Origin of the sequence: Rhodoferax sp. BAB1 (genome assembly GCF_013334205.1) — a bacterium.
Taxonomy (GTDB): Bacteria; Pseudomonadota; Gammaproteobacteria; order Burkholderiales; family Burkholderiaceae_C; genus Hylemonella.
This window is the reverse complement of the sequence record NZ_CP054424.1, coordinates 282,458-302,073: the sequence shown is the minus strand read 5'-3', so window position 1 is coordinate 302,073 and position 19,616 is coordinate 282,458. Positions and strand designations below refer to the sequence as shown.

At 65.9% G+C, this 19,616-nt stretch carries 24 protein-coding genes; 10 read left to right on the top strand and 14 right to left on the bottom strand.

All coding sequences use genetic code 11. From position 1 onward, the window contains the following. Positions 1-38 precede the first annotated feature (38 nt). The gene (locus HTY51_RS01505) at positions 39-770 is read left to right on the top strand and encodes a nuclease-related domain-containing protein (protein ID WP_174251075.1); all 732 of its coding nucleotides are present in this window, start codon (positions 39-41) and stop codon (positions 768-770) included. Positions 771-918: 148 nt separating this feature from the next. Further along, on the top strand, positions 919-1,728 hold the full coding sequence (locus HTY51_RS01500; RefSeq protein ID WP_174251074.1) for an alpha/beta fold hydrolase: 810 nt from the start codon (positions 919-921) through the stop codon (positions 1,726-1,728). A 1-nt stretch (position 1,729) separates the two neighbouring features. On the opposite strand, the gene HTY51_RS01495 is transcribed toward HTY51_RS01500, so the two are convergent. Beyond that, positions 1,730-2,206, bottom strand: coding sequence for a c-type cytochrome (locus HTY51_RS01495; protein ID WP_174251073.1), 477 nt, complete (start codon positions 2,204-2,206; stop codon positions 1,730-1,732). A 219-nt stretch (positions 2,207-2,425) separates the two neighbouring features. Between HTY51_RS01495 and HTY51_RS01490 the strand changes: the two genes are divergently transcribed. Then, positions 2,426-3,421 carry a tripartite tricarboxylate transporter substrate binding protein gene (locus HTY51_RS01490; RefSeq protein ID WP_174251072.1) on the top strand — a complete coding sequence of 332 codons (996 nt, stop codon included), beginning with the start codon at positions 2,426-2,428 and terminating at the stop codon, positions 3,419-3,421. Between the two features lie 64 nt (positions 3,422-3,485). On the opposite strand, the gene HTY51_RS01485 is transcribed toward HTY51_RS01490, so the two are convergent. Next, positions 3,486-3,914 carry an organic hydroperoxide resistance protein gene (locus HTY51_RS01485; protein ID WP_174251071.1) on the bottom strand — a complete coding sequence of 143 codons (429 nt, stop codon included), beginning with the start codon at positions 3,912-3,914 and terminating at the stop codon, positions 3,486-3,488. 28 nt (positions 3,915-3,942) lie between these two features. Beyond that, entirely contained in the window at positions 3,943-4,392 is a 450-nt protein-coding gene (locus HTY51_RS01480; RefSeq protein WP_174251070.1) for a MarR family winged helix-turn-helix transcriptional regulator, read from the bottom strand. Between the two features lie 86 nt (positions 4,393-4,478). On the opposite strand from HTY51_RS01480, the gene HTY51_RS01475 reads away from it, so the two are divergent. Continuing rightward, positions 4,479-5,408 carry a prenyltransferase gene (locus HTY51_RS01475; RefSeq protein WP_254606947.1) on the top strand — a complete coding sequence of 310 codons (930 nt, stop codon included), beginning with the start codon at positions 4,479-4,481 and terminating at the stop codon, positions 5,406-5,408. Between the two features lie 92 nt (positions 5,409-5,500). Then, positions 5,501-5,626: a DUF3149 domain-containing protein gene (locus HTY51_RS01470; protein ID WP_174251068.1), complete on the top strand. Its 126-nt coding sequence runs from the start codon at positions 5,501-5,503 to the stop codon at positions 5,624-5,626. A gap of 28 nt (positions 5,627-5,654) precedes the next feature. Here the strand turns inward: HTY51_RS01470 and HTY51_RS01465 are convergent, their stop codons facing one another. The 7 genes from HTY51_RS01465 to HTY51_RS01435 form a co-directional block, all read right to left on the bottom strand. Beyond that, positions 5,655-6,716 (bottom strand): maleylacetate reductase, encoded by a 1,062-nt coding sequence (locus tag HTY51_RS01465; RefSeq protein WP_174251067.1) that lies wholly within the window; start codon positions 6,714-6,716, stop codon positions 5,655-5,657. A 31-nt stretch (positions 6,717-6,747) separates the two neighbouring features. Further along, positions 6,748-7,623 (bottom strand): NAD(P)-dependent oxidoreductase, encoded by an 876-nt coding sequence (locus HTY51_RS01460; protein WP_174251066.1) that lies wholly within the window; start codon positions 7,621-7,623, stop codon positions 6,748-6,750. Between the two features lie 16 nt (positions 7,624-7,639). Further along, positions 7,640-8,596, bottom strand: a complete 957-nt coding sequence (locus HTY51_RS01455) for a tripartite tricarboxylate transporter substrate binding protein (protein WP_174251065.1) — start codon at positions 8,594-8,596, stop codon at positions 7,640-7,642. A gap of 16 nt (positions 8,597-8,612) precedes the next feature. Beyond that, positions 8,613-9,524: an ABC transporter substrate-binding protein gene (locus HTY51_RS01450; protein ID WP_174251064.1), complete on the bottom strand. Its 912-nt coding sequence runs from the start codon at positions 9,522-9,524 to the stop codon at positions 8,613-8,615. A 16-nt stretch (positions 9,525-9,540) separates the two neighbouring features. Further along, positions 9,541-10,485, bottom strand: a complete 945-nt coding sequence (locus tag HTY51_RS01445; protein ID WP_174251063.1) for a tripartite tricarboxylate transporter substrate binding protein — start codon at positions 10,483-10,485, stop codon at positions 9,541-9,543. A gap of 79 nt (positions 10,486-10,564) precedes the next feature. Further along, the gene (locus HTY51_RS01440) at positions 10,565-11,905 is read right to left on the bottom strand and encodes an amidohydrolase family protein (RefSeq protein ID WP_174251062.1); all 1,341 of its coding nucleotides are present in this window, start codon (positions 11,903-11,905) and stop codon (positions 10,565-10,567) included. A 15-nt stretch (positions 11,906-11,920) separates the two neighbouring features. Next, complete coding sequence (locus HTY51_RS01435; protein ID WP_254606946.1) at positions 11,921-12,844, bottom strand: NAD(P)-dependent oxidoreductase; 924 nt, start codon at positions 12,842-12,844, stop codon at positions 11,921-11,923. Positions 12,845-13,033: 189 nt separating this feature from the next. On the opposite strand from HTY51_RS01435, the gene HTY51_RS01430 reads away from it, so the two are divergent. Continuing rightward, a complete protein-coding gene (locus tag HTY51_RS01430; protein ID WP_174251060.1) occupies positions 13,034-13,678 on the top strand; it encodes a trimeric intracellular cation channel family protein in 645 nt (214 codons plus the stop codon). Positions 13,679-13,694: 16 nt separating this feature from the next. On the opposite strand, the gene pcaF is transcribed toward HTY51_RS01430, so the two are convergent. The 3 genes from pcaF to HTY51_RS01415 are packed head-to-tail and all read right to left on the bottom strand — an operon-like array spanning position 13,695 to position 16,262. Beyond that, complete coding sequence (gene pcaF, locus HTY51_RS01425; protein ID WP_174251059.1) at positions 13,695-14,897, bottom strand: 3-oxoadipyl-CoA thiolase; 1,203 nt, start codon at positions 14,895-14,897, stop codon at positions 13,695-13,697. A gap of 19 nt (positions 14,898-14,916) precedes the next feature. After that, positions 14,917-15,558 carry a 3-oxoacid CoA-transferase subunit B gene (locus HTY51_RS01420; protein WP_174251058.1) on the bottom strand — a complete coding sequence of 214 codons (642 nt, stop codon included), beginning with the start codon at positions 15,556-15,558 and terminating at the stop codon, positions 14,917-14,919. Positions 15,559-15,560: 2 nt separating this feature from the next. Next, positions 15,561-16,262 carry a 3-oxoacid CoA-transferase subunit A gene (locus HTY51_RS01415; RefSeq protein WP_174251057.1) on the bottom strand — a complete coding sequence of 234 codons (702 nt, stop codon included), beginning with the start codon at positions 16,260-16,262 and terminating at the stop codon, positions 15,561-15,563. Between the two features lie 88 nt (positions 16,263-16,350). On the opposite strand from HTY51_RS01415, the gene HTY51_RS01410 reads away from it, so the two are divergent. Further along, entirely contained in the window at positions 16,351-17,136 is a 786-nt protein-coding gene (locus tag HTY51_RS01410) for an IclR family transcriptional regulator C-terminal domain-containing protein (protein WP_174251056.1), read from the top strand. A gap of 26 nt (positions 17,137-17,162) precedes the next feature. Then, positions 17,163-17,597 carry a DUF1841 family protein gene (locus tag HTY51_RS01405; protein WP_174254120.1) on the top strand — a complete coding sequence of 145 codons (435 nt, stop codon included), beginning with the start codon at positions 17,163-17,165 and terminating at the stop codon, positions 17,595-17,597. A 203-nt stretch (positions 17,598-17,800) separates the two neighbouring features. On the opposite strand, the gene HTY51_RS01400 is transcribed toward HTY51_RS01405, so the two are convergent. Continuing rightward, on the bottom strand, positions 17,801-18,463 hold the full coding sequence (locus tag HTY51_RS01400) for a cytochrome c (protein ID WP_174251055.1): 663 nt from the start codon (positions 18,461-18,463) through the stop codon (positions 17,801-17,803). 97 nt (positions 18,464-18,560) lie between these two features. Between HTY51_RS01400 and HTY51_RS01395 the strand changes: the two genes are divergently transcribed. After that, positions 18,561-19,403: a MoxR family ATPase gene (locus HTY51_RS01395; RefSeq protein WP_174251054.1), complete on the top strand. Its 843-nt coding sequence runs from the start codon at positions 18,561-18,563 to the stop codon at positions 19,401-19,403. Further along, positions 19,403-19,615 (top strand): hypothetical protein, encoded by a 213-nt coding sequence (locus HTY51_RS01390; protein ID WP_174251053.1) that lies wholly within the window; start codon positions 19,403-19,405, stop codon positions 19,613-19,615. The genes HTY51_RS01395 and HTY51_RS01390 overlap by 1 nt, the downstream gene beginning before the upstream one ends. Position 19,616 lies beyond the last annotated feature (1 nt).

The window sequence follows — 19,616 nt, the reverse complement described above, 5'->3', positions numbered from 1 at the left end:
CAGCCTACTGTCCGCCGGAAATTTCCACGTTAGGTGACATGGTGGATATCCATACCATCGGGCAAAGTATCGCCAGTCTGACGGATCGTGCGGCGGTTCAGCGCCTATCGCAGCTTCTCCCTGACTGGAGGCAGCACGCGCTTCTCTACCTCCTCCTTGCCCTTGCCGTTGGTTTTGTCATTGGTCGGTACCGCGCGTACCGTGCCATCAAGTTCCAAAATCGTGGAGAGGCCCTGCTGTCCCGCACCACACTGAAGAACTTCCACCCTCCCGACTATCACCTGATGAACCACGTCACCATTCGGATGAAGGACGGCACAACGCAAATTGACCACATCCTAGTTTCGCGTTTCGGCGTGTTCGTTATTGAGACCAAGGACTACAAAGGCTGGATCTTCGCTAACGCAAATCAGGCTAACTGGACTCAAGTCCTTTTCAATGCGAAGTTCAAATTTCAGAACCCGATCCTGCAGAACTTTAGGCACGTTAGCGCGGTGCAAGATCTCCTTGATTTCTTGCCATCTGGCGCAATCAAATCCGCAGTCGTTTTTACTGGCGAAGCGGAGTTCAAAACTGACATTCCTCAGGGTGTATTCTCCGGTCTCCCTGGGCTCATCAATTACCTTCGCGAACAGACTGTCGAAGTAATGTCAATCAATCGAGTTCAGTTCTGCGTGGGGCGGCTCGAAACTGCACGTCTTGCCATCAGCGGCAAGACCGATGTCGAACACGTTCAGAGTCTCGCGCGGAGGCATGGCGGTACCACGTAACGCGGTCTGTGAGCGTCTGCTTTCAAGGACCTCAATTGGCCGCTTTGGGTCGCAAGCAGACCTCCCTTGAATCCGCAAGTCCCCACAGGACTTGGCACCCAAGCCCCGCCCCCGCACAATGGCTGCGTCACCTTCTGGAAGCGCGCTCATGACCTCAAGCAGCACACCGGCCCCGGGCATCGACTACAGCGAATCCGGCAGCGGCCCCACCGTGCTCTTCGTGCCCGGCTCCTACAGCACGCCGGCCGCGTGGAAACCCATGCAGCGCCTGCTGCCGCCGCAGTGGCGTTTCGTGGCCACCAGCCTGTGCGGTTATGGCCAGACGGCGGAGACGCGCCGCGCGGGTGATGCCGGCATAGCGCACGAACTGCGCGTGCTGGAGGCGGTGGCTCAGCGTGCGCCGGGGCCGGTCCACCTGGTCGGGCATTCCTTCGGCGGCACGGTAGCGCTGGCCGCAGCGCTGGGCGGCCGGGTGCAGGTGGCCAGCCTGGCGCTGTTCGAGGCCAATCCCCTGGCCCTGCTGCACCACCACGGCCATCGCGACCTGCACCAGGCCACGCGCCACATGAGCGCTGCCTTCGAACAGGCGGTGAGCAGCGGCGAGCGCGATGCGCCCGCGCGCATCATCGACTTCTGGGGCGGCGCCGGCTCTTTTGCGACCATGCCCGCACCGGTGCAGGACTACTGCCGCCAGACGGCGCCGGCCAATGTGCTGGACTGGCACACCGACTTCGGCTTCGACTTCAGCGGGGCCGACCTGGCGCGGCTGGATCTGCCCGTGCTGCTGGTGCGTGGCGAGCATGCCAACCCGGCCATGGTGGCCATGACAGAGGTGCTGGCCACGCATCTGCCACGAGTACATGCAGCGGTGGTGGCCGGTGCCAGCCACTTTCTCATCAGCACGCACCCGCAGGATTGCGCCGCACTGCTGGGCGCACACCTGGCGGCACAGGCCTGACTCAGGGCGTGGGGCGCTCCGCCCCCTGACGGCCCTGGGCACGTGCCGACAGGTAGGCGTGCAGGTCCAGGATGTGCGCGTTCACGCGCGGCTCGCTCTGCCAGGCCGGCATGCTGAGGGGTGCCTCCTTGCGCTGCATGATGACTTCGACCTGCGCCTCGCCCGCTGCCGTCCCGCTGCGGGCCTGCGTGGCCGGCTGGCTCAGGTCGTAGCGCTGCAGCACCAGGCTCACGAACTGGCGTTCGCCCATGGTGCGCACGCGGGGCAGCAGATCGGGGGCGTTGGCCGTGCCGGTGGCGGCCGCCCCATGGCAGGCGGCGCATTTGTCCTGGAACACGCGCCAGCCCAGGTAGACCGAGCCGGGCGCAGCGGATAGCTGGGCGACCTCCTGCGCGGCATGCCGGTTCTGCCAGTCCACCGTACAACCGGTCAGCAACAGCAGCGAGATCGCGCCCGCACACCACGAAATTTTGGCCATGATCATCCCCTTTCAGCTTCATTTCCGGCCCGGCAGGCATGCCGGGCGCAGCTCTCATTGTCCGTGATACCGGCATCAGTCAAAACAGCAGGTGCCGAGGGAAATGGCTCTGGCGGCCCGTTGCCAGCCCCCGGCGTCTCGCGTATTAGTACTATTACAGATTGCACCGGGACCGGATTTGCGACATAAAACAAGCTTCAAAACGAAAGTGAGTGAGACATGAACCAACATGATGCAGAACTGAACCGGCGCGACTACCTGAAGCTGATGGGCGCAGCCGGCCTGGCGGCCTCCGGCGTGACGGCCCAGGCCCAAAGCGCCTGGCCCAGCAAGCCCGTGCGCTGGATCGTTCCTTTCGCGCCCGGTGGTACCTCCAGCATCGTGGCCCGCAGCATCGGCGCCGAACTCACCAAACAGACGGGTGCATCCTTTGTCGTCGACAACAAGGGCGGCGGCGGCGGTGTGCCCGCCATGCTGGAGCTGCTGCGTGCGCCGGCCGATGGTTACACCTTCGTCATGAGCCATATCGGCCTGATGGCGGTCAACCCCATCATCTACCCCGATGCCGGCTACGACCTGAAGAAGGACTTTGTGCCGGTGACCCTGGTCAACCGCCTGCCCAGCCTGTACTGCGTGCACAAGGATGTGCCGGTCACCGACATGAAGTCGCTGGTGGCCTACGTCAAGGCCCGCCCGGGCCGCCTCAACTATGCCTCCGCCGGCAACGCCAGCGCGGGCCACCTGGCCTGGGAAGCGCTGAAACTGGCGACGGGCATGTTCATCACCCACATCCCCTACCGCGGCACCGGCCCGGCCCTGAACGACGTGCTGGCCGGCCGCATCGAGTTCTTCTCTGCCGGCACCCCGGCGCTGCTGCCGCACATCAAGAGCGGCGCGCTGCGCTGCATTGCCGTGGGCTCGCCCACGCGCATCTCCGCGCTGCCCGATGTCCAGTCCGTGGCCGAAACCTACCCCGGCTTCCAGACCGAGCAGTGGTATGGCATCCACGCCCGCGCCGGCACGCCCCGCGACATCATCCTGCGCATGCAGCAGGAAGTTGCCAAGGCGCTGAAGGCCCCTGACGTCGTGGCCAAGCACGAAGCCGAAAGCGCCATCCCCGGCGGCGGCTCTCCCGAGGAATACGGCGCCTTCATCGCGAAGGAACAGGCACGCTGGAAAGACGTGGTCATCAAGGGTGGCATCAAGGCCGGCTGATCTACCCTCATCGCCCGTCAAAAAAGCCGCTTGCGCCCACGCGCAAGCGGCTTTTTACATGGCCTCAGACCAGACGCAGGTCGACGGCGATGTTGCCGCGGGTCGCGTTGGAATAGGGGCAGACCTGGTGGGCGGTGTCCACCAGCTCCTGCGCCACGGCACGGTCCAGGCCGGGCAGGCTGACAGCCAGGCGCACGGACAGGCCGAAACCCTGGGCGATGGGGCCGATGTCCACTTCGGCGTCCACCGCCGCGTCGGCCGGGATGCTCACCTTCTTCATGCCGGCCACATGCTTGAGCGCGCTCAGGTAGCAGGCCGAGTAACCGGCAGCAAACAGCTGCTCGGGGTTGGTGGCGCCACCGGCGCCGCCCAGGGCCTTCGGAGGTGCCAGCCTGACGTCGAGCAGACCGTCGTCGGTGACGGAGCGGCCGTCACGGCCACCCGTGGTGTGGGCCTTGGCGGTGTAGAGAACCTTGTTGAGGACGGTGGTCATGGTGTTTTCCTTGTGGTTTGTAAAAAAATCAGGCCTGCAGGCGATCGCGCAGCTGCTGGACCTGGCGGGTCAGGGTCGTGAGTTCGTTCAGCGAGCACTGCGCGGCTTCGAGCATGCAGCCGGGAATGGGAGCGGCCTTGGCCTTGAGCTTGCGGCCGGCAGCGGTGAGCTGGATCAGCACGCGCCGCTCGTCGGCCGCATCGCGCAGGCGGCTGATGTAACCCGCACCCTCGAGCCGCTTGAGCAGGGGCGTGAGCGTGCCGGAGTCGAGAAAGAGGCGCTCGCCGATCTCGGACACCGTCAGGCCGTCACGCTCCCACAGCACCAGCATGGCCACGTACTGCGGGTAGGTCAGGCCCAGCGCGTCCAGGTGCGGCTTGTAGGCCTTGGACATGGCGTGCGAGGCGGAATACAGGGCAAAGCAGAGCTGTTTGTCCAGCTGCAGGGCCTGGTCGGGGGTCAGCGTTTTGTTCGGCATGGGCTAAATTATTGATCACAATTAAATTGCGTGCAATTTAATTGCCGGATGACCCTGTCAGAATGCAGGTTGTTCCTGCGCGCCACATGTCCACACCATCCCCCACCCCACCCCTGCGCACCCTGCTGCGCATGACCCGCCCCGGTTTCCTGGGCATCACCGTCGTCGCCGTGCTGCTGGGCATCGCCATTGCCGCGGCCTGCGGCCATGGCCCCCATGTGGGGACCGGCATGGCCACGCTGCTGCTGGCCTGCCTGGCCCATGCCGCCGGCAATGTGCTGAATGACTACCACGACGCCCTGAATGGGGCGGACGCGGCCAATACGGCGGGCATCCATCCCTTTACCGGCGGCTCACGCCTGATCCAGGAGCGGGTCGTCACCCCGCAGCAGACCCGCGAACTTTTTTACCTGCTGGCTTTCCTGCTGTGCGCCTTCGGCCTGCTGCTGGCCGTCAAGAGCACGGGCTGGGTGATCGTGCTGGGGCTGGCCGGTGTGCTGCTGACCTGGGCCTATTCGGCGCCGCCGCTGGCCTTGATGAAACACGGCATGGGCGAATTCGCGGTGGCCCTGGTCTGGGGCCTGGTCGTGATCGGTGCGGATGCCGTGCAGCGCGGCAGCCTTTTCATCATCCCCGTGGTCACGGCGCTCAGTTACGCGCTGCTGGTGAGCAACATCCTGCTGATCAACGGCGTCCCCGATGCGCCGTCGGACGCCCAGGTCGGCAAGCGCACGCTGGCGGTGCTGCTGGGTCCGCGCGGCGCCGCGCTGGCCTACCTGCTGATCAGCACGCTGGCCCATGGCTGGCTGGCTGGCGGTGTCTGGCTGCTCTACCAGCCTGAGCCGGCCCTCTGGGGGCTGCTGTCCTGGCCCCTGTCGCTGCTGGCTTTCGTGCTGTTCTGGCGGGCGGCCCGGACGCCACAGCAACTGCGCCCGGCCATCGTGCTGACCATCGCCGCCGCCCTGCTGCACGGCCTGGCCATGGCGGCCGGTTTCTGGTCCATGCACCTGGGATGAAAAACCCTTCTGAGCCGGCTCGCTTGATCTGCATCAGGCCCTGATGCTGCCGGTCTGGCACCATAAAACCGTGTCACAGCAAAGGAGTTGAGATGAAATTGTTTCAGGACCTGTTTTTTACCGACTACGGCTTGATGAGTTTCCTGGGCATCGTGTTCATGCTGGGCATGGCGGTGTTTTTCATCCGCCTGTTCATGCAGGACAGCCGCAAGAAATAAGCGCCCCGGGCGTGCCCGGTACCCGGGCTCAGGCCGCGGGCCGCACGCCATCGAAGGCGTCCTGGAAGAGCTGGCGCAGGGCCTTGCGCTCCAGCGGGCGGGGGTTGGGGTACTGGTTCTGCAGGGCGATGTCGCAGGCCCGGTCCAGGTCGGTCGCTTTCATGCCGATGTCTTTCAATGCCACCGGCGCACCATTGTTCTTTGCCAGGTCGAACACGGCCTGCGCGGCCGAGTTGCCACCGAGCGCGCGCCGGATGCGCGCCATGGCCTGCGGCGCGTGCTGGCTGTTGTAGGCCAGCGCGTGCGGCAGCACGATGGTGTGGGTCTCGGCATGGGAGAGGTTGAAGCTGCCGCCCAGGGTGTGGCAGAGCTTGTGGTGCAGGGCCATGCCCACGTGCCCGAGCACGGTGCCGCAGAGCCAGGCACCGTACAGCGCGTCGGCGCGCGCATCCATGTCGCGCGCATTCTTCACGATGGCCGGCAAGGCACGGCCCAGGGCCGTGATGCCTTCCTCGGCCATCAGGTCCATGATGGGATTGCTGTCCACCGAGTACAAACCTTCAGCCGCGTGGGCAATGGCATTGATGCCGCTGGTCACGCTCAGGGCCACGGGCAGGCTCAGCGTCAACTCGGGGTCGTAGAGCACGGTGCGCGGCAGCACGCGCAGGTCGCGCCCGGTCTTCTTGAGCCCGGTTTCGGTGATGCCGTAGATGGGCGTCATCTCCGAGCCGGCGTAGGTGGTGGGGATGGCCAGGATGGGCAGGCCGGAATCAAGCGCGATGGCCTTGCCCAGGCCGGTGGTGGAGCCGCCGCCGATGGCCACGGCGCAGTCGGCACCGAGCTGCTTGGCCACCTCGCGCGCCTCGCGCGCGGTCTCGATGGGCACGTGCATGACCGCGCGGTCGAACACGCCGGCGGCACGTCCGCCCAGCAGGCCGGCCACCATTTCGGCCGAGGCCCGCTGCTCGGGCGTGGACAGCACCAGCGCGCGCTTGCAGCCAAGCGCGTCGATCTCCTGGGCCAGCTGCGAGAGGGAGCCCGCGCCAAAGACGACGCGTGCGGGCTGGGCGGTGTAGACGAAAGGGGTCACGAAACTCTCCAAGGAAATCGACAGCGTCAGATTACAGCTTCGGGTTGAGCCCCGCGCCGCGCTCCAGCACCTTGATGATGGCCGCGTAGTCGTCCAGGCCATTGCCCTGCACCACGGCAGCGTGCATGAGCTTCTGTGTCATGGCGGTCTGCATCAGGGGCACATTGCTGGCGGCACCGGCGGCCAGGATCAGGTCCAGGTCCTTGATCATCTGCTCTACCGTGAAGGTGGGCGTGAAGTCACGCCGGCTCAGCTGCTCGGACTTCGCCTTGACGATGGGCGAGGCCACCGCGCTGGCGCTCAGCACCTGCCACATGGCCTGCCAGTCCAGGCCGCCCTTGCGCCCCAGGGTCAGCGCCTCGGCCAGCATGGCGCTGGTCTGCGCGATCATGAGGTTGACCACGAGTTTCATCAGTCGCGCCTGCTCGGCCTCGCCGAGATAGAAATGGTTCGGCCCCAGGGCCTGGAGCAGCGGCAGCACCTGATCGTAGGCCGCGCGCGGACCGGAAGCCAGCACGGTGAGTTGCGCGGACTCGGCCATCTTGTTGTTGCCCGAGACGGCGGTGCGCAGATAGGCCAGGCCCTTGCCCTCCAGCGCCTGGGCCGCGTCGGCCGAGGCCTGCAGGGAAACAGTGCTGGTGTCGACGTAGACAGTGCCGGGCCGGGCAGCGTGCGCCACCTGGGAGGCCACCGCGCGCAGCGCCGCGTCGTGCGGCAGCGAGGAAAAGACGGCGTCGGCCGCCGCCATGGCAGCCGCGGTATCACCGACCACGGCCAGACCCTGTTCCTGCGCCAGCTCGCAACGCTCGTCGCAGGGGTCGCTGACGGTCAGGGCATGCCCGGCGGCGGCCAGGTGGCCGGCCATGGGCAGGCCCATCTTGCCGATGCCCGTGAAATGGATCTTCACCTTGAACCTTCCAGCGTCATTGCGTCTTCAGGTTGGCCGCCTTGACGATGCGCGCGGCCACCTCCATCTCGCTCCGGATGTAGGCATTGAAAGCCTCGGGCGACAGAGGGAAGGGATCGGCGCCGAGCTTGGCCATGCGGTCTTTCAGCTCGGGGCTGTTCAGGGCCTTGAGCGCTTCCTCGTTGAGCTTCCTGACCACGGCCGCCGGGGTGGCCGCGGGCACGATCATGCCGACCCACAGGGTGTAGTCGGAGGCGGGCAGGCCGGCTTCGATGCTGGTGGGCACGTCCGGCAGGGTGGAGGCGCGCATCTTGGTACTGACCGAAAGGGCCTGCAGGCGGTTGTCGCGGATCAGCGGCAGGGCCGCGGCCAGCGGGGCGAAGAACCAGTCGTTGGAGCCGCCGATGACGTTGTTCATGGCGTCGGGTGTGCCCTTGTAGGGCACGTGCAGCGCCTCGATGCCGGCTTGCAGGCGGAAGATCTCGGCGTTCATGTGGGTGCCGCTGCCGACACCGGCCGAGGCGTAGTTGAACTTGGCCGGATTGGCCTTGACGGCGGCAATGAGGTCGGTCTGGGTCTTCCAGCCCTTGGCCGGATGCACCACCAGCACGTTGGGAATGGCGGCCAGGGCGGTGACGCCCGTGAGGTCCTTGAGCGTGTCGTAACCGGGGTTGCTGTACAGCGCCGGGTTCAGCGCATGCGCCGAGGAATGCACCAGCACGGTGTAGCCGTCGGCCTCGCTCTTGGCCACCTGGGCGGCGGCGATGGTGCCACCGGCACCGAGCTTGTTCTCGATGACGATGGGCTGGCCCATGCTGCGCCCCATGGCCTCGCCCACGCTGCGCGCCACGATGTCGGTGGCACTGCCCGCGCTGAAGGGCACGATGAACTTGATGGGTTTGGCCGGGTAGCCTTGCGCAAGGGCGGAGCCCAGGGCCAGGACCGACAGGACGGACAGGACTAGACGCTTCATGGTGGATCTCCTCTGTTTATGAAATTTTCCGGATCGCATGCTCGGCATACGACAGGTCGATGTACCTGGCCGGCGCCGGCGGGGTGCCGCCCCACATGCCTTCCATCTCGGCGCGGATGGCCAGCACGGTCTGGAAACCTTCGCTGTTGAAGCGGGCATCCGGCGCCAGGCCGGCGCCCGGCGTGAGCAAGGCTTCGTAGGTGCCGGTGGCCGCCGCCGGGTCCAGCTTGAAACTGCGCATCAGCAGCTCGACCATCTGCGTACGGTGGATGGGATTCATGACCAGACGCTGGCCCTCGATGTAAGCCGCCAGGTACTGCTGCAAGACGTCCGCATGGGCCTGCGCCCAATTGCGCAGGACAAAGGCCCCGGTCGCCTGGTAAGGCCCCAGCAGGCTGTACTGGTTGCCCAGGCTCTTGAGGCCCTGCTGGCGCACCGTGAAGGAAAAGGGCGGGTTGATCATGGCGGCCGCCAGCTGCGGGTCGGCCACCATGGCGGCTGCACGCGGGCCGGTGCCGCCGGCCAGGCGCACGGTGTAGTCGCGGCCTTCGATCAGGCCGTGGTTCTTGAGGATCTTCTTGGCCACCAGGGCGTAGGCCGTGTTGGGCGCATCGACGGCCAGCACCTTGCCGCGCAGATCGGTCATGGTCTGGATCTCGCTGCGCACCATGAACTCGTTCATGCCGGCGTCACCGCCCAGCACGATGACCACGTCCTGCCCCGCCTCCACCATGGCCACGGCGTTGTCCACCGCGGCATGGGCGATGTCGAAGCCGCCCGCGGCCAGGCCGCTGCGCTGCGCATCCGAGTTCGGCGTGTGCTGGATCTCCAGCGCCAGGCCGCGCCGCGCAAAACAGCCCGCCTCCAGCGCCGCCAGCAGGGGCAGGTTGCTGGAGGTGTTGAAGATGTTGACGCGCAGGGTCTGCATCGTGCCGGACGCCCGCTTACTTGGCGCCCTTCATGATGACGCTCAGGGTCGCATGCTCCTCGCGGATGAAGGCATCGAAACGCTCGGGTGTCATCGGCAGGGGCTCGCCACCGAGCTTGGCCATGCGCTCTTTCACATCGGGCTGGTTCAGGGCCTTGTTGACTTCCTGGTTGAGCTTGTTGACCACGTCGCGCGGTGTCTTGGCCGGCGCCAGCAGGCCGATCCAGAAGTCGAAGACAAAACCGGGCACGGCCGCTTCGGCCACCGTGGGCACCTCCGGCAGGGCCGAAGAGCGCTGCGCCGTGCTGACCGCCAGGGCGCGCATGCGGTTGTCGCGGATCATCGGGATGGACGAGAGCACCGGCGTGAACATGAAGTCGACGCGCCCGGCCACGGTCTCGGTGATGGTCTCCGGCGTACCCTTGAAGGGAATGTGGGTGGCCTGGATGCCCGTGATGGCGCGGAACTTCTCGGCATTCACGTGCGTGGCGCTGCCGGTGCCGGCCGAGGCGTAGTTGAGCTTGCCGGGATTGGCCTTGGCGGCGGCAATCAGTTCCGGTACGTTCTTGATCGGGCTGTTGGCACCGACCACCAGCACATTGGGCAGCGAGGCCAGCGGCGTGATGCCGGCAAAGTCGCCCACGGTGTCGTAGCTCAGGCCCGGGTAGAGCACCGGGTTGACCACGTGGCCGGTGGACACCACCAGCAGGGTGTAGCCATCGGGCTCGCTCTTGGCCACGAAGGCCGAGCCGACCGTGCCGCCGGCCCCGGGTTTGTTCTCGACCACCACGGTCTGGCCCCAGGCCGCGCCGAGCTTCTCGCCCACGATGCGCGCCATGATGTCGGTGGCACTGCCCGCCGTGAACGGCACGACGATGCGGATCGGCTTGCTCGGATAGCCTTGTGCCAGCGCCACACCGGCGCACAGCAGCAGGGCTGCAGAAATAAGAACGCGTTTCATGTCTGTCTCCTTTTATAGATTGATAAGTCCAAACACTCACAGCGGCTCTCGGCCCGGAGGCGTGAGCCGCTTCTTCTGCTTACCGCGACAAGCCCAACGCCGTCGTGATCTTTCGGCCTGAAGCCTGCAGCGCTGCGAGCTTCGGGGCCAGGTCCACATCCACCAGCTTGCCGTGGCGTTTTTTCCAGCGCCCGGCCACCATCACGCTGTCGATATTGGCCAGCGTGGTCTGCATCACCACCGTGCTCACCGGCTCGTGCACGGGTTGCATGTTCAGGTCGTCGGCGCGGATCAGCACCAGGTCGGCCTGCTTGCCGGCGGCCAGGGTGCCGATGCGGTCCAGCTGGCCCAGCATGCGGGCGCCTTCCACCGTCACCCACTGCAGCGCCTCGCGGGTGGTGATGGTGGAGGTGGGCGGGATGCTGCCGTGCAGTTCACGGTAGGCCACGTTGTCCAGGCTGCGCTGCATGCCTAAAGCGACGCGCGCCTGGGTCAGCATGTCGCCGCTGAGCACGCTCTCCAGGTCCACGCCCAGCGAGGGCGCCTTGCCCAAGGCACGCAGGCGACCGGTGATGGGATGGCCATGGCCCTGCGTCATCTCGTTCTCGGCCGCAGCCGAGAAGCTCATGCCGAGTTCGCAGAAGCGTTTCAGCTGTGCATCACTCAGGGCATGGCCGTGCACGATGTTGATCTGCGGACCCAGCAGGCCGGCGGCTTCGAGTTTTTCCCAGCCCTCGGGCGTGCGCGCCGCGCCGCCGCCCTGGTGCAGGGAGCCGATGATGCCCAGCTCCCGGACCATGCGAAAGTCGTGCAGGGCCACCTCCAGCGTGGAATAGTGCGGGCCCAGCACGGCCGCGTGCACGCTGAGCAGGTCCCGGCCTTGATGGGCCTGGAGCAGGCGCTCGATCTCGGCCCGCGGATGCGGCACTTCCCAGAAGGGGCGCTCGCCCGGCTGGGGATCGGGTTTGGGCGTGCCATGAAAGAAGGCGGCGCGAATGCCGCTCTCCAGCAGGCCCGTGATGGCGGCATCGTTGTGCGCCGGGGTCTTGTTGTTGTGGCACCAGTCGGCCAGGGTGGTGGTGCCGCAGTTGAGCTGGTTGAGGGCGCCCACCAGCGTGGCGATGTACAGGTCCTGCGGCTCGAACACCGTGGCCAGGCCGGCGTGCATGTTCTTGAAATACTCCAGCAGCGTCCAGTTGGCCGCCAGGCCGCGCAGCGCGGTCTGCCAGGTGTGCATGTGCGCATTGACCAGGCCGGGGATCAGGATGCAGCCGGTGGCGTCCACCACCACCGCGTCGTCGACGTGGAGGGTGGGCGCAATCTCGGTGATGGTGTCGCCCGTCACCAGCAGGTCGGCGCAAGGCAGCTCACCCTGCGCGTCCAGGGTGATGACGGTGGCGCCGCGGATCAGGGTGCGCACAGAAAACCCATCCACTCAGGACGACAGGCCGTCGGGGATCTGCAGGTTGAGCGACTTGATCTGCAGGCCGGCGTCGTTCGCCGTTTCCTGCAGGAGGATGGCGAAGTCCACATTGTCATGGCCGTGGCCCACCATGCGTGCGATGGATTCGCGCGTGGCGGCCGCCGCCGGCATGGGCACACCATGGGCCTTGGCCGCGCTCATGCCCAGGTCCATGTCCTTGAGCAGCAGCTTGGGGGTGAAGGTGACCTGGTCGAAGTTCAGGTTGCTCAGCACCGGTGTCTTGTAGCGCGTGTACATGGAGCCCAGCACCGAGTCGTTGATGCTTTCCAGGAAGACGTTGCGCGGGATGCCGGCCTTCTCGGCCAGCACGGTGATCTCGCACAGGTTCTGGATGATCACGCCGAACATGGTGTTGTGCGCGATCTTCCAGATGCGGGCCAGCTCCCCCTCGCCCACCCACATGGTCTTGCGCGCCATGGCCTGCAGATAGGGCTCGGCCAGCTCGTAGAGCTGCTTCGGGCCCGAGGCCACCACCAGCAGCTTGCCGGCCTTGGCCACCTTGGCATTGCCCGACACCGGGGCACAGAGGTAGGCCACGCCCAGGCCTTCGAGCCGGGCGCGGATCTCGGCCGAACCTTCCTGGGAGATCGAGGAGCTGTCCACCACCAACTGGGGTTTCTTCGCTCCGCTCACCAGGCCACCGGGGCCGAACAGCACCTCCTTGAGGTCGTCAGTGGTGGAGACCATGGTGAAGACCACGTCGCAGCTCGCCATGTCGATCTTGTTCGTTTCGATCTTCGCGCCGTACTCGGCCAGGTGGGCGGCCTTGGAAGCGGTACGGTTCCAGACGTGGACGGCGTGGCCGGCCTTCAGCAGCTTGGTCACCATTGCCTCGCCCATGCGTCCCAGGCCGATCCAGCCGATTTTCTTGCTCATCAGATGCGTCTCCTCTTGGTTGGGGATGTGCGCCATCCCAAGCCACGCAGTTTTGAGCAAAGCCGCGGCGGGCACAAGGCGGCCTGCGGGAAATCAGTTTTCCGTTGACTGAAAAAAAGGAACACGCACCAGACTGATGCTGCAGTGCGCAAAGGCACAATCGTGCCTCGTTTTGTACGGACCCGTCTCATGCACATCCTCGACACCTGGCTGCCGCTGCTGCGCCATGCCCTGGAGCTGGCCGCCACCATCGCCTTCACGCTCTCGGGCGTGATGGTGGCCGCGCGCAGCCGGCTGGACGCCGTGGGCGTGTATGCCGTGGCCTTTCTGGCCGCCTTTGGCGGCGGCACGCTGCGCGACCTGCTGCTGGACCAGCGCCCCTTTTTCTGGGTGCGCCACGTGGAATACCTGTGGGGGGTGCTGGCGCTGGCCACGGTCGCCATGCTCTTCATGCGCAAGCGGCACTTCGAGCCCACCGAGCGCTTCATCCAGCTGCCCGACGCGCTGGGCCTGGGCCTGTTCGCTGCCCTGGGGGTGGACGTGGCCTCGGCCGCGGGCATGCCGGCGCTGGTGGCCGTGCTGATGGGTGTGGTGACACCGGTTTTTGGCGGCGTGCTGCGCGACATCGTCTGCAACGAGATCCCGACCGCCTTTCGCGACCACCGGCCCTATGCCCTGTGTGCCTTCATCGGTGGCTGGGTCTACCTGGGCCTGGCGGCCCTGGACGTGCCCGGCTGGGCCACATTGACAGCGACGGTCACCGTCACGGCCGGCCTGCGCGTGCTGGCGCTGTGGCGCGACTGGCGCCTGCCCTTGTGGCGGGTCGAGCACTGACCCGCCGCGTTCTCACTCAGACACGTTCCAGGATGACGGCGATGCCCTGCCCCACGCCGATGCACATGGTGCACAGGGCGTAACGGCCGCCGCTCTTGTGCAACTGGTTCACCGCCGTGGTGGCCAGGCGTGCACCGGAAGCACCGAGCGGATGGCCCAGGGCAATGGCGCCGCCATTGGGATTAACGCGCGGGTCGTCGTCACGCACGCCCAGCTGGCGCAGCACGGCCAGGCCCTGGGCGGCAAAAGCCTCGTTCAACTCGATCACGTCCATCTGCGCCATCGTCAGGCCAGTGAGCGCCAGCACCTTCTGCGTGGCCGGCGCGGGACCAATGCCCATGATGCGCGGCGCCACGCCGGCGGTGGCCATGCCCACGATGCGCGCGCGCGGCGTCAGGCCGTAGCGCTTGGCGGTGGCCTCATCGGCCAGCAAGAGAGCGCAGGCGCCGTCGTTCACGCCCGAAGCGTTGCCGGCCGTCACCGTGCCGCCTTCGCGCACGATGGGCTTGAGCTTGGCCAGGGCCTCCAGCGAGGTCTCACGCGGGTGTTCGTCCTTGCTCACCACGAGGGTCTCACCCTTTTTCTGGGCGATGGTCACGGGTGTGATCTCGGCGTCGAAATAACCCGCCTTCTGCGCTGCCACGGCTTTCAGCTGCGAGGCCAGGGCCATCTTGTCCTGGTCTTCGCGATTGATCTTGTACTCGTCGGCCACGTTCTCGGCAGTCTCGGGCATGGAGTCCGTGCCGTACTTCTGCTTCATCAGTTTGTTGACGAAGCGCCAGCCGATGGTGGTGTCGAAGATCTCGGCGCTGCGGCTGAAAGCACTCTCGGCCTTGGCCATGACAAAGGGCGCACGGCTCATGCTCTCCACACCGCCGGCAATCATCATCGTCGCCTCACCGGCTTTGATGGCGCGCGCCGCACTACCCAGCGCGTCCAGCCCCGAGCCACAGAGGCGGTTCACGGTGGAGGCCGACACTTCGGGCGGCAGCCCGGCCAGCAGGGCCGCCATGCGGCCCACGTTGCGGTTGTCCTCGCCGGCCTGGTTGACGCAGCCGTAGATCACGTCGGTCAGCGCCGCCCAGTCCACTTTCGGATTGCGCGCCATCAGCGCGGCGATCGGGATGGCGCCGAGGTCGTCGGTGCGCACGCTGGAGAGCACGCCGCCGTAACGGCCGAAGGGGGTACGGATGGCGTCGCAGATGTAGGCTTGATTCATGACGTTTCCTTGATTCGGTTCATTTCGCGATCGGCAGGCCGATCATCTTTTCCAGTTCGGCGTGGCTCAGGCCGTCAACCAGATCGACCAGCTTGAGACCTGACGGCGTGCAGTCCAGCGTGCAGACATCGGTGTAGACACGCTTGACGCAGGCAATACCGGTCAGCGGGTAGCTGCAGGCCTGCACGATCTTGCTCTCGCCCTGCTTGGTCAGCAGGTCCATCATGACCCAGGTCTGCTTGGCACCCACGGCCAGGTCCATGGCACCGCCCACGGCGGGAATCGCATCCTTCTCGCCCGTGTGCCAGTTGGCCAGGTCGCCGGTGGCGCTGACCTGGAAGGCCCCGAGCACACAGATGTCCAGATGGCCGCCGCGCATCATGGCGAAGCTGTCGGTGTGGTGGAAGTAGGAACCGCCGGGCAGCAGCGTGACCGGTTGTTTTCCCGCGTTGATGAGGTCGTAATCCTCCTGCCCCGCGGCCGGCGCCGGGCCCATGCCCAGCAGGCCGTTTTCACTGTGCAGCAGCACTTCGCGTTCCTTCGGGATGTGGTTGGCCACCAGCGTGGGCTGGCCGATGCCCAGGTTCACCACCGCGCCCTCGGGAATGTCCTGGGCCACGCGCGCGGCCAATTGGTCTTTGCTACGTTTTTGATAGCTCATGATCATGCTGCCTTCTTGAAGCCGCCGGCCTGCGTGGCCTGGCATTCGATCTTCACGATCTTGCTGACGTAGAGGGCCGGCGTGACCACGGCCTCGGGGTCCAGCCCGCCGAGCTCGACGATCTCATGCACGCTGGCGATGGTCTGCCGGCAGGCCATGGCCATGCTGGGGCCGAAGTTGCGTGCGGTCTTGCGGTAGGTCAGGTTGCCCCAGCGGTCGCCGCACTCGGCCTTGATCAGTGCCACGTCGCCGTGGATGGGCGACTCCAGCACATAACCCTTGCCGTCGATCACGCGGGTCTCCTTGCCCTGGGCCAGTTCGGTGCCGTAACCCGTGGGCGTGAAGAAACCGCCAATGCCGGCGCCCGCCGCGCGGATGCGCTCGGACAGATTGCCTTGCGGCACCAATTCGAGTTCGAGCTTGCCGCTGCGGTACAGACCGTCGAAGACAAAACTGTCGGCCTGGCGCGGGAAGCTGCAGATGATCTTGCGCACGCGGCCGGTGGCCAGCAGCGCGGCCAGCCCGGTGTCGCCATTGCCGGCGTTGTTGTTGACCACGGTGAGGTCCTTGGCGCCCTGCGCAATCAGGCCGTCGATCAGCTCCAGGGGGATGCCGGCCGTGCCGAAGCCGCCGATCATGACGGTGGACCCGTCTTTCACGCCGGCCAGCGCCTCGGCCACCGTGGCCGCGATCTTGTTGATCATGGGATGTGCTCCTGCTGGAATTTCAATGTTCGCATGTCGAACATTTGTTCGTATAATGAATTCTAGACCATCCCACCACCATCACCCCATGCCCCCTGCCACCGAAGCGACAGCCCCCCAGCCCGGCGACAGCTATGTGCAGTCCTTCGCCCGCGGGCTGGAGGTGATCCGCTCCTTCAGCACCGCCGCGCCGCAGCAGACCCTGAGCGAAGTGGCCGCGCGCACCGGCCTCACGCGGGCCGGCGCACGGCGCATCCTGCTCACGCTGCAGACCCTGGCTTATGTGGAAAGCGACGGCCGCCTGTTCCGGCTCACGGCGCGCATCCTGGACCTGGGTTTTGCCTACCTGTCCTCCATGCCGATCTGGAACCTGGCCGAGCCGGTGATGGAAACGCTGGTGGAAGAGGTGAAGGAATCCTGTTCGGCCGCCGTGCTGGAAGGCACGGACATCGTCTACGTGCTGCGCGTGCCCACGCACAAGATCATGCGCAACACCCTGGGCGTGGGCTCGCGCCTGCCGGCCTATTGCACCTCACTGGGCCGGGTGCTGCTGGCCGACCTGCCGGAGGAGGAACTGGTGAAACGCCTGAAGGCCTCACGCCCCAGGGCACTGACCCGGCACACGGTGACCGACCTCGATACGTTGCTGGCCAAGGTGCAGCAGGTGCGGCGCCAGGGCTGGAGCCTGGTGAACCAGGAACTGGAGGAGGGCCTGATCTCGCTGGCTGCCCCCATCACCGACCGCAGCGGTCGTTGCATCGCCGCGCTCAACATCAGCGGCCAGGCCAACCGCACCAACGCCAAGGTGGCGCAGGAGAAGCTTCTGCCAGCCCTGCTGCAGGCGGCGCGCACGATTTCTCAGCGGCTGGCATAAGCTCCTCGCCGATAATTCTTGCCATGATGTTCCAGCCCTCCCAAGCCGATGTCCGGCGCTTTTTCTGCGGTGTCCACGCCAAGGCCCGCACCGGCCAGCCGATGGAGGCCATCGAACTGCTGGCCAGCCAGTGGATCGCCGAGCACCCGGAGTTCCATGCCGAGCTGGCTGACCTGGAGGGCGCGCTGGCCAGCATGACCAAGGTGGAGCCCGAACGCAGCAACCCCTTCCTGCACCTGTCCATGCACCTGTCCATCAGCGAGCAGTGCAGCATCGACCAGCCGCGCGGCATACGCCAAGCGGTGGAGTTGCTGGCAGCCAAGCGCAATGACCTGCATGCGGCCCACCACGAGGTGATGGACTGCCTGGGCCGCATGGTCTGGGAAAGCCAGCGCGCCGGCCGCCCCCCGGATGGCGCGGCTTATATCGATTGCGTGCAGCAGCGCGCCACCAAGGACTGATCCATAAGAACCCGCTTGCGGGTTGCGTCGCAGGCTCACTTCGCAACGCGAAGTCAAGCGCAGCGGGCCGAAGACAAGGTTCGAAGACACAACCCGCTTGCGGGTTGCGTCGCAGGCTAACTTTGTGCAGCAAAGTTAAGCGCAGCGGCCGAAGACAAAAAAGCCGCTCGATGAGCGGCTTTTCTTTGGAGCGGGTCAGTTCTTTAGCGGAACTTGCTCTGCGGCACGGTCTTGAGTTCACCCGGCAGGCTGGCGATGTAAGCGGACAGCTCCTTCAACTCGGCGTTGGAGAACTGCTTGGCGATGCCGCCCATGATGCCGTTGGCACGGCCCCAGGTGGCGTTGCCTTCGGTCTTGTAGGACTTGAGCGCGACGAACAGGTAGTCGGCGTGCTGGCCGCCCACCTTGGGGTAGCTCGGATCGATGGGCTTGTTGAAGTTGTCGCCGTGGCAGGCAATGCAACCGCCCTTGTTCAGCAGCTCGGCCACCTTGGCCGACGGTGCCGGCGTGCGGGCGGGAGCAGCGGCTGCGCCCTTGCCGTGGTCTTCGTAGTACGCGGCCACGTCGGCAATGTCCTGCTCGCTCAGGGTGTCGGCAATGCCGCGCATGGACGGATGCTTGCGCTCGCCCTTCTTGTAGGCATTCAGGGAAGACACGATGAACTTGGCGTTCTGGCCCGAGATCATGGGCACGCGATGGACCTCGGGGAAGCTGGCCTGGTAACCCGGAATGCCGTGGCAGCCGATGCACATGGCGACCTTTTTCTCGCCGGCCTTGGCATCACCCTTGGCTTCCTGGGCGTGGGCAGAGAATGCCGTCGCAGAAGCGACAAGCAGGGAAGAGAGCGTCAGCAACAGTTTGTTCATTTTGCGAGGACAATCAGCCTGTGGTTGATATAAATCAGCCTGACATTATATCTGCCGCCACCCCCCGGGTTTTCCCGACCCAGAACCCCCTGCTGCCATGAAATTCCAAGGTACCTCGAACTACGTCGCCACCCAGGACCTGATGCTCTCGGTGAACGCCGCCATCACCCTCAAGCGGCCGCTGCTGGTCAAAGGCGAGCCCGGCACCGGCAAGACCATGCTGGCCGAGGAAGTGTCCTCGGCCCTGAAGCTGCCGCTGCTGCAGTGGCACATCAAGTCCACCACCAAGGCGCAGCAGGGCCTGTACGAGTACGACGCGGTCAGCCGCCTGCGCGACAGCCAGCTCGGCGACGAGAAGGTCAAGGACATCCACAACTACATCGTCAAGGGCGTGCTCTGGCAGGCCTTCACGGCAGACCAGCCCGTCGCCCTGCTGATCGACGAGATCGACAAGGCCGACATCGAGTTCCCCAACGACCTGCTGCGGGAAATCGACCGCATGGAGTTCTACTGCTACGAAACACGCGAGCTGGTCCGCGCCAAGCATCGCCCGCTGGTCTTCATCACCTCCAACAATGAGAAGGAATTGCCCGACGCCTTCCTGCGCCGCTGCTTCTTCCACTACATCAAGTTCCCCGACGCCGAGACCATGGCCAGGATCGTGGCCGTGCACTTCCCCGGCCTCAAGCAGGAGCTGCTGGGCGCGGCCATGAAAACCTTCTTCGACGTGCGCAACCTGCCCGGCCTGAAGAAAAAACCCTCCACCAGCGAGCTGCTGGACTGGCTCAAGCTGCTGCTGGCCGAAGACATCCCGGCCGAGGCCCTGCAGAGCAAGGACGAGAAGGTGGCCGTGCCGCCGCTGGTGGGCGCGCTGCTGAAGAACGAGCAGGATGTGAGCCTCTTTGAAAAACTGGTGTTCATGCAAAGGCACAACCGGTGATGCTCAAGAAAAGCCTGCTCCAGGACATCCTCGTGCTGGCCGGCAGCTTCCTGGCCGGCTGCGTGATCGGCTACTTCATCGCGCGCCTGCAGGGCATGGACGCCCTGGCCGCCACGGGCGACCGCTCGGCCGGCCTGGTGATCACCCTGCTGGGCGGCCTGGTCTGCCTGCGCCTGGCCTGGCGCCTGCGGCTGGGCAACGGACGGCACTGAG

Bases quoted from the DNA above. Each gene is read 5' to 3' on its own strand.
- HTY51_RS01505 (WP_174251075.1), top strand. From the start codon at position 39: ATGGTGGATATCCATACCATCGGGCAAAGTATCGCCAGTCTGACGGAT.
- HTY51_RS01500 (WP_174251074.1), top strand. From the start codon at position 919: ATGACCTCAAGCAGCACACCGGCCCCGGGCATCGACTACAGCGAATCC.
- HTY51_RS01495 (WP_174251073.1), bottom strand. From the start codon at position 2,206: ATGGCCAAAATTTCGTGGTGTGCGGGCGCGATCTCGCTGCTGTTGCTG.
- HTY51_RS01490 (WP_174251072.1), top strand. From the start codon at position 2,426: ATGAACCAACATGATGCAGAACTGAACCGGCGCGACTACCTGAAGCTG.
- HTY51_RS01485 (WP_174251071.1), bottom strand. From the start codon at position 3,914: ATGACCACCGTCCTCAACAAGGTTCTCTACACCGCCAAGGCCCACACC.
- HTY51_RS01480 (WP_174251070.1), bottom strand. From the start codon at position 4,392: ATGCCGAACAAAACGCTGACCCCCGACCAGGCCCTGCAGCTGGACAAA.
- HTY51_RS01475 (WP_254606947.1), top strand. From the start codon at position 4,479: ATGTCCACACCATCCCCCACCCCACCCCTGCGCACCCTGCTGCGCATG.
- HTY51_RS01470 (WP_174251068.1), top strand. From the start codon at position 5,501: ATGAAATTGTTTCAGGACCTGTTTTTTACCGACTACGGCTTGATGAGT.
- HTY51_RS01455 (WP_174251065.1), bottom strand. From the start codon at position 8,596: ATGAAGCGTCTAGTCCTGTCCGTCCTGTCGGTCCTGGCCCTGGGCTCC.
- HTY51_RS01450 (WP_174251064.1), bottom strand. From the start codon at position 9,524: ATGCAGACCCTGCGCGTCAACATCTTCAACACCTCCAGCAACCTGCCC.
- HTY51_RS01445 (WP_174251063.1), bottom strand. From the start codon at position 10,485: ATGAAACGCGTTCTTATTTCTGCAGCCCTGCTGCTGTGCGCCGGTGTG.
- HTY51_RS01435 (WP_254606946.1), bottom strand. From the start codon at position 12,844: ATGAGCAAGAAAATCGGCTGGATCGGCCTGGGACGCATGGGCGAGGCA.
- HTY51_RS01430 (WP_174251060.1), top strand. From the start codon at position 13,034: ATGCACATCCTCGACACCTGGCTGCCGCTGCTGCGCCATGCCCTGGAG.
- pcaF (WP_174251059.1), bottom strand. From the start codon at position 14,897: ATGAATCAAGCCTACATCTGCGACGCCATCCGTACCCCCTTCGGCCGT.
- HTY51_RS01420 (WP_174251058.1), bottom strand. From the start codon at position 15,558: ATGAGCTATCAAAAACGTAGCAAAGACCAATTGGCCGCGCGCGTGGCC.
- HTY51_RS01415 (WP_174251057.1), bottom strand. From the start codon at position 16,262: ATGATCAACAAGATCGCGGCCACGGTGGCCGAGGCGCTGGCCGGCGTG.
- HTY51_RS01410 (WP_174251056.1), top strand. From the start codon at position 16,351: ATGCCCCCTGCCACCGAAGCGACAGCCCCCCAGCCCGGCGACAGCTAT.
- HTY51_RS01405 (WP_174254120.1), top strand. From the start codon at position 17,163: ATGTTCCAGCCCTCCCAAGCCGATGTCCGGCGCTTTTTCTGCGGTGTC.
- HTY51_RS01400 (WP_174251055.1), bottom strand. From the start codon at position 18,463: ATGAACAAACTGTTGCTGACGCTCTCTTCCCTGCTTGTCGCTTCTGCG.
- HTY51_RS01395 (WP_174251054.1), top strand. From the start codon at position 18,561: ATGAAATTCCAAGGTACCTCGAACTACGTCGCCACCCAGGACCTGATG.
- HTY51_RS01390 (WP_174251053.1), top strand. From the start codon at position 19,403: ATGCTCAAGAAAAGCCTGCTCCAGGACATCCTCGTGCTGGCCGGCAGC.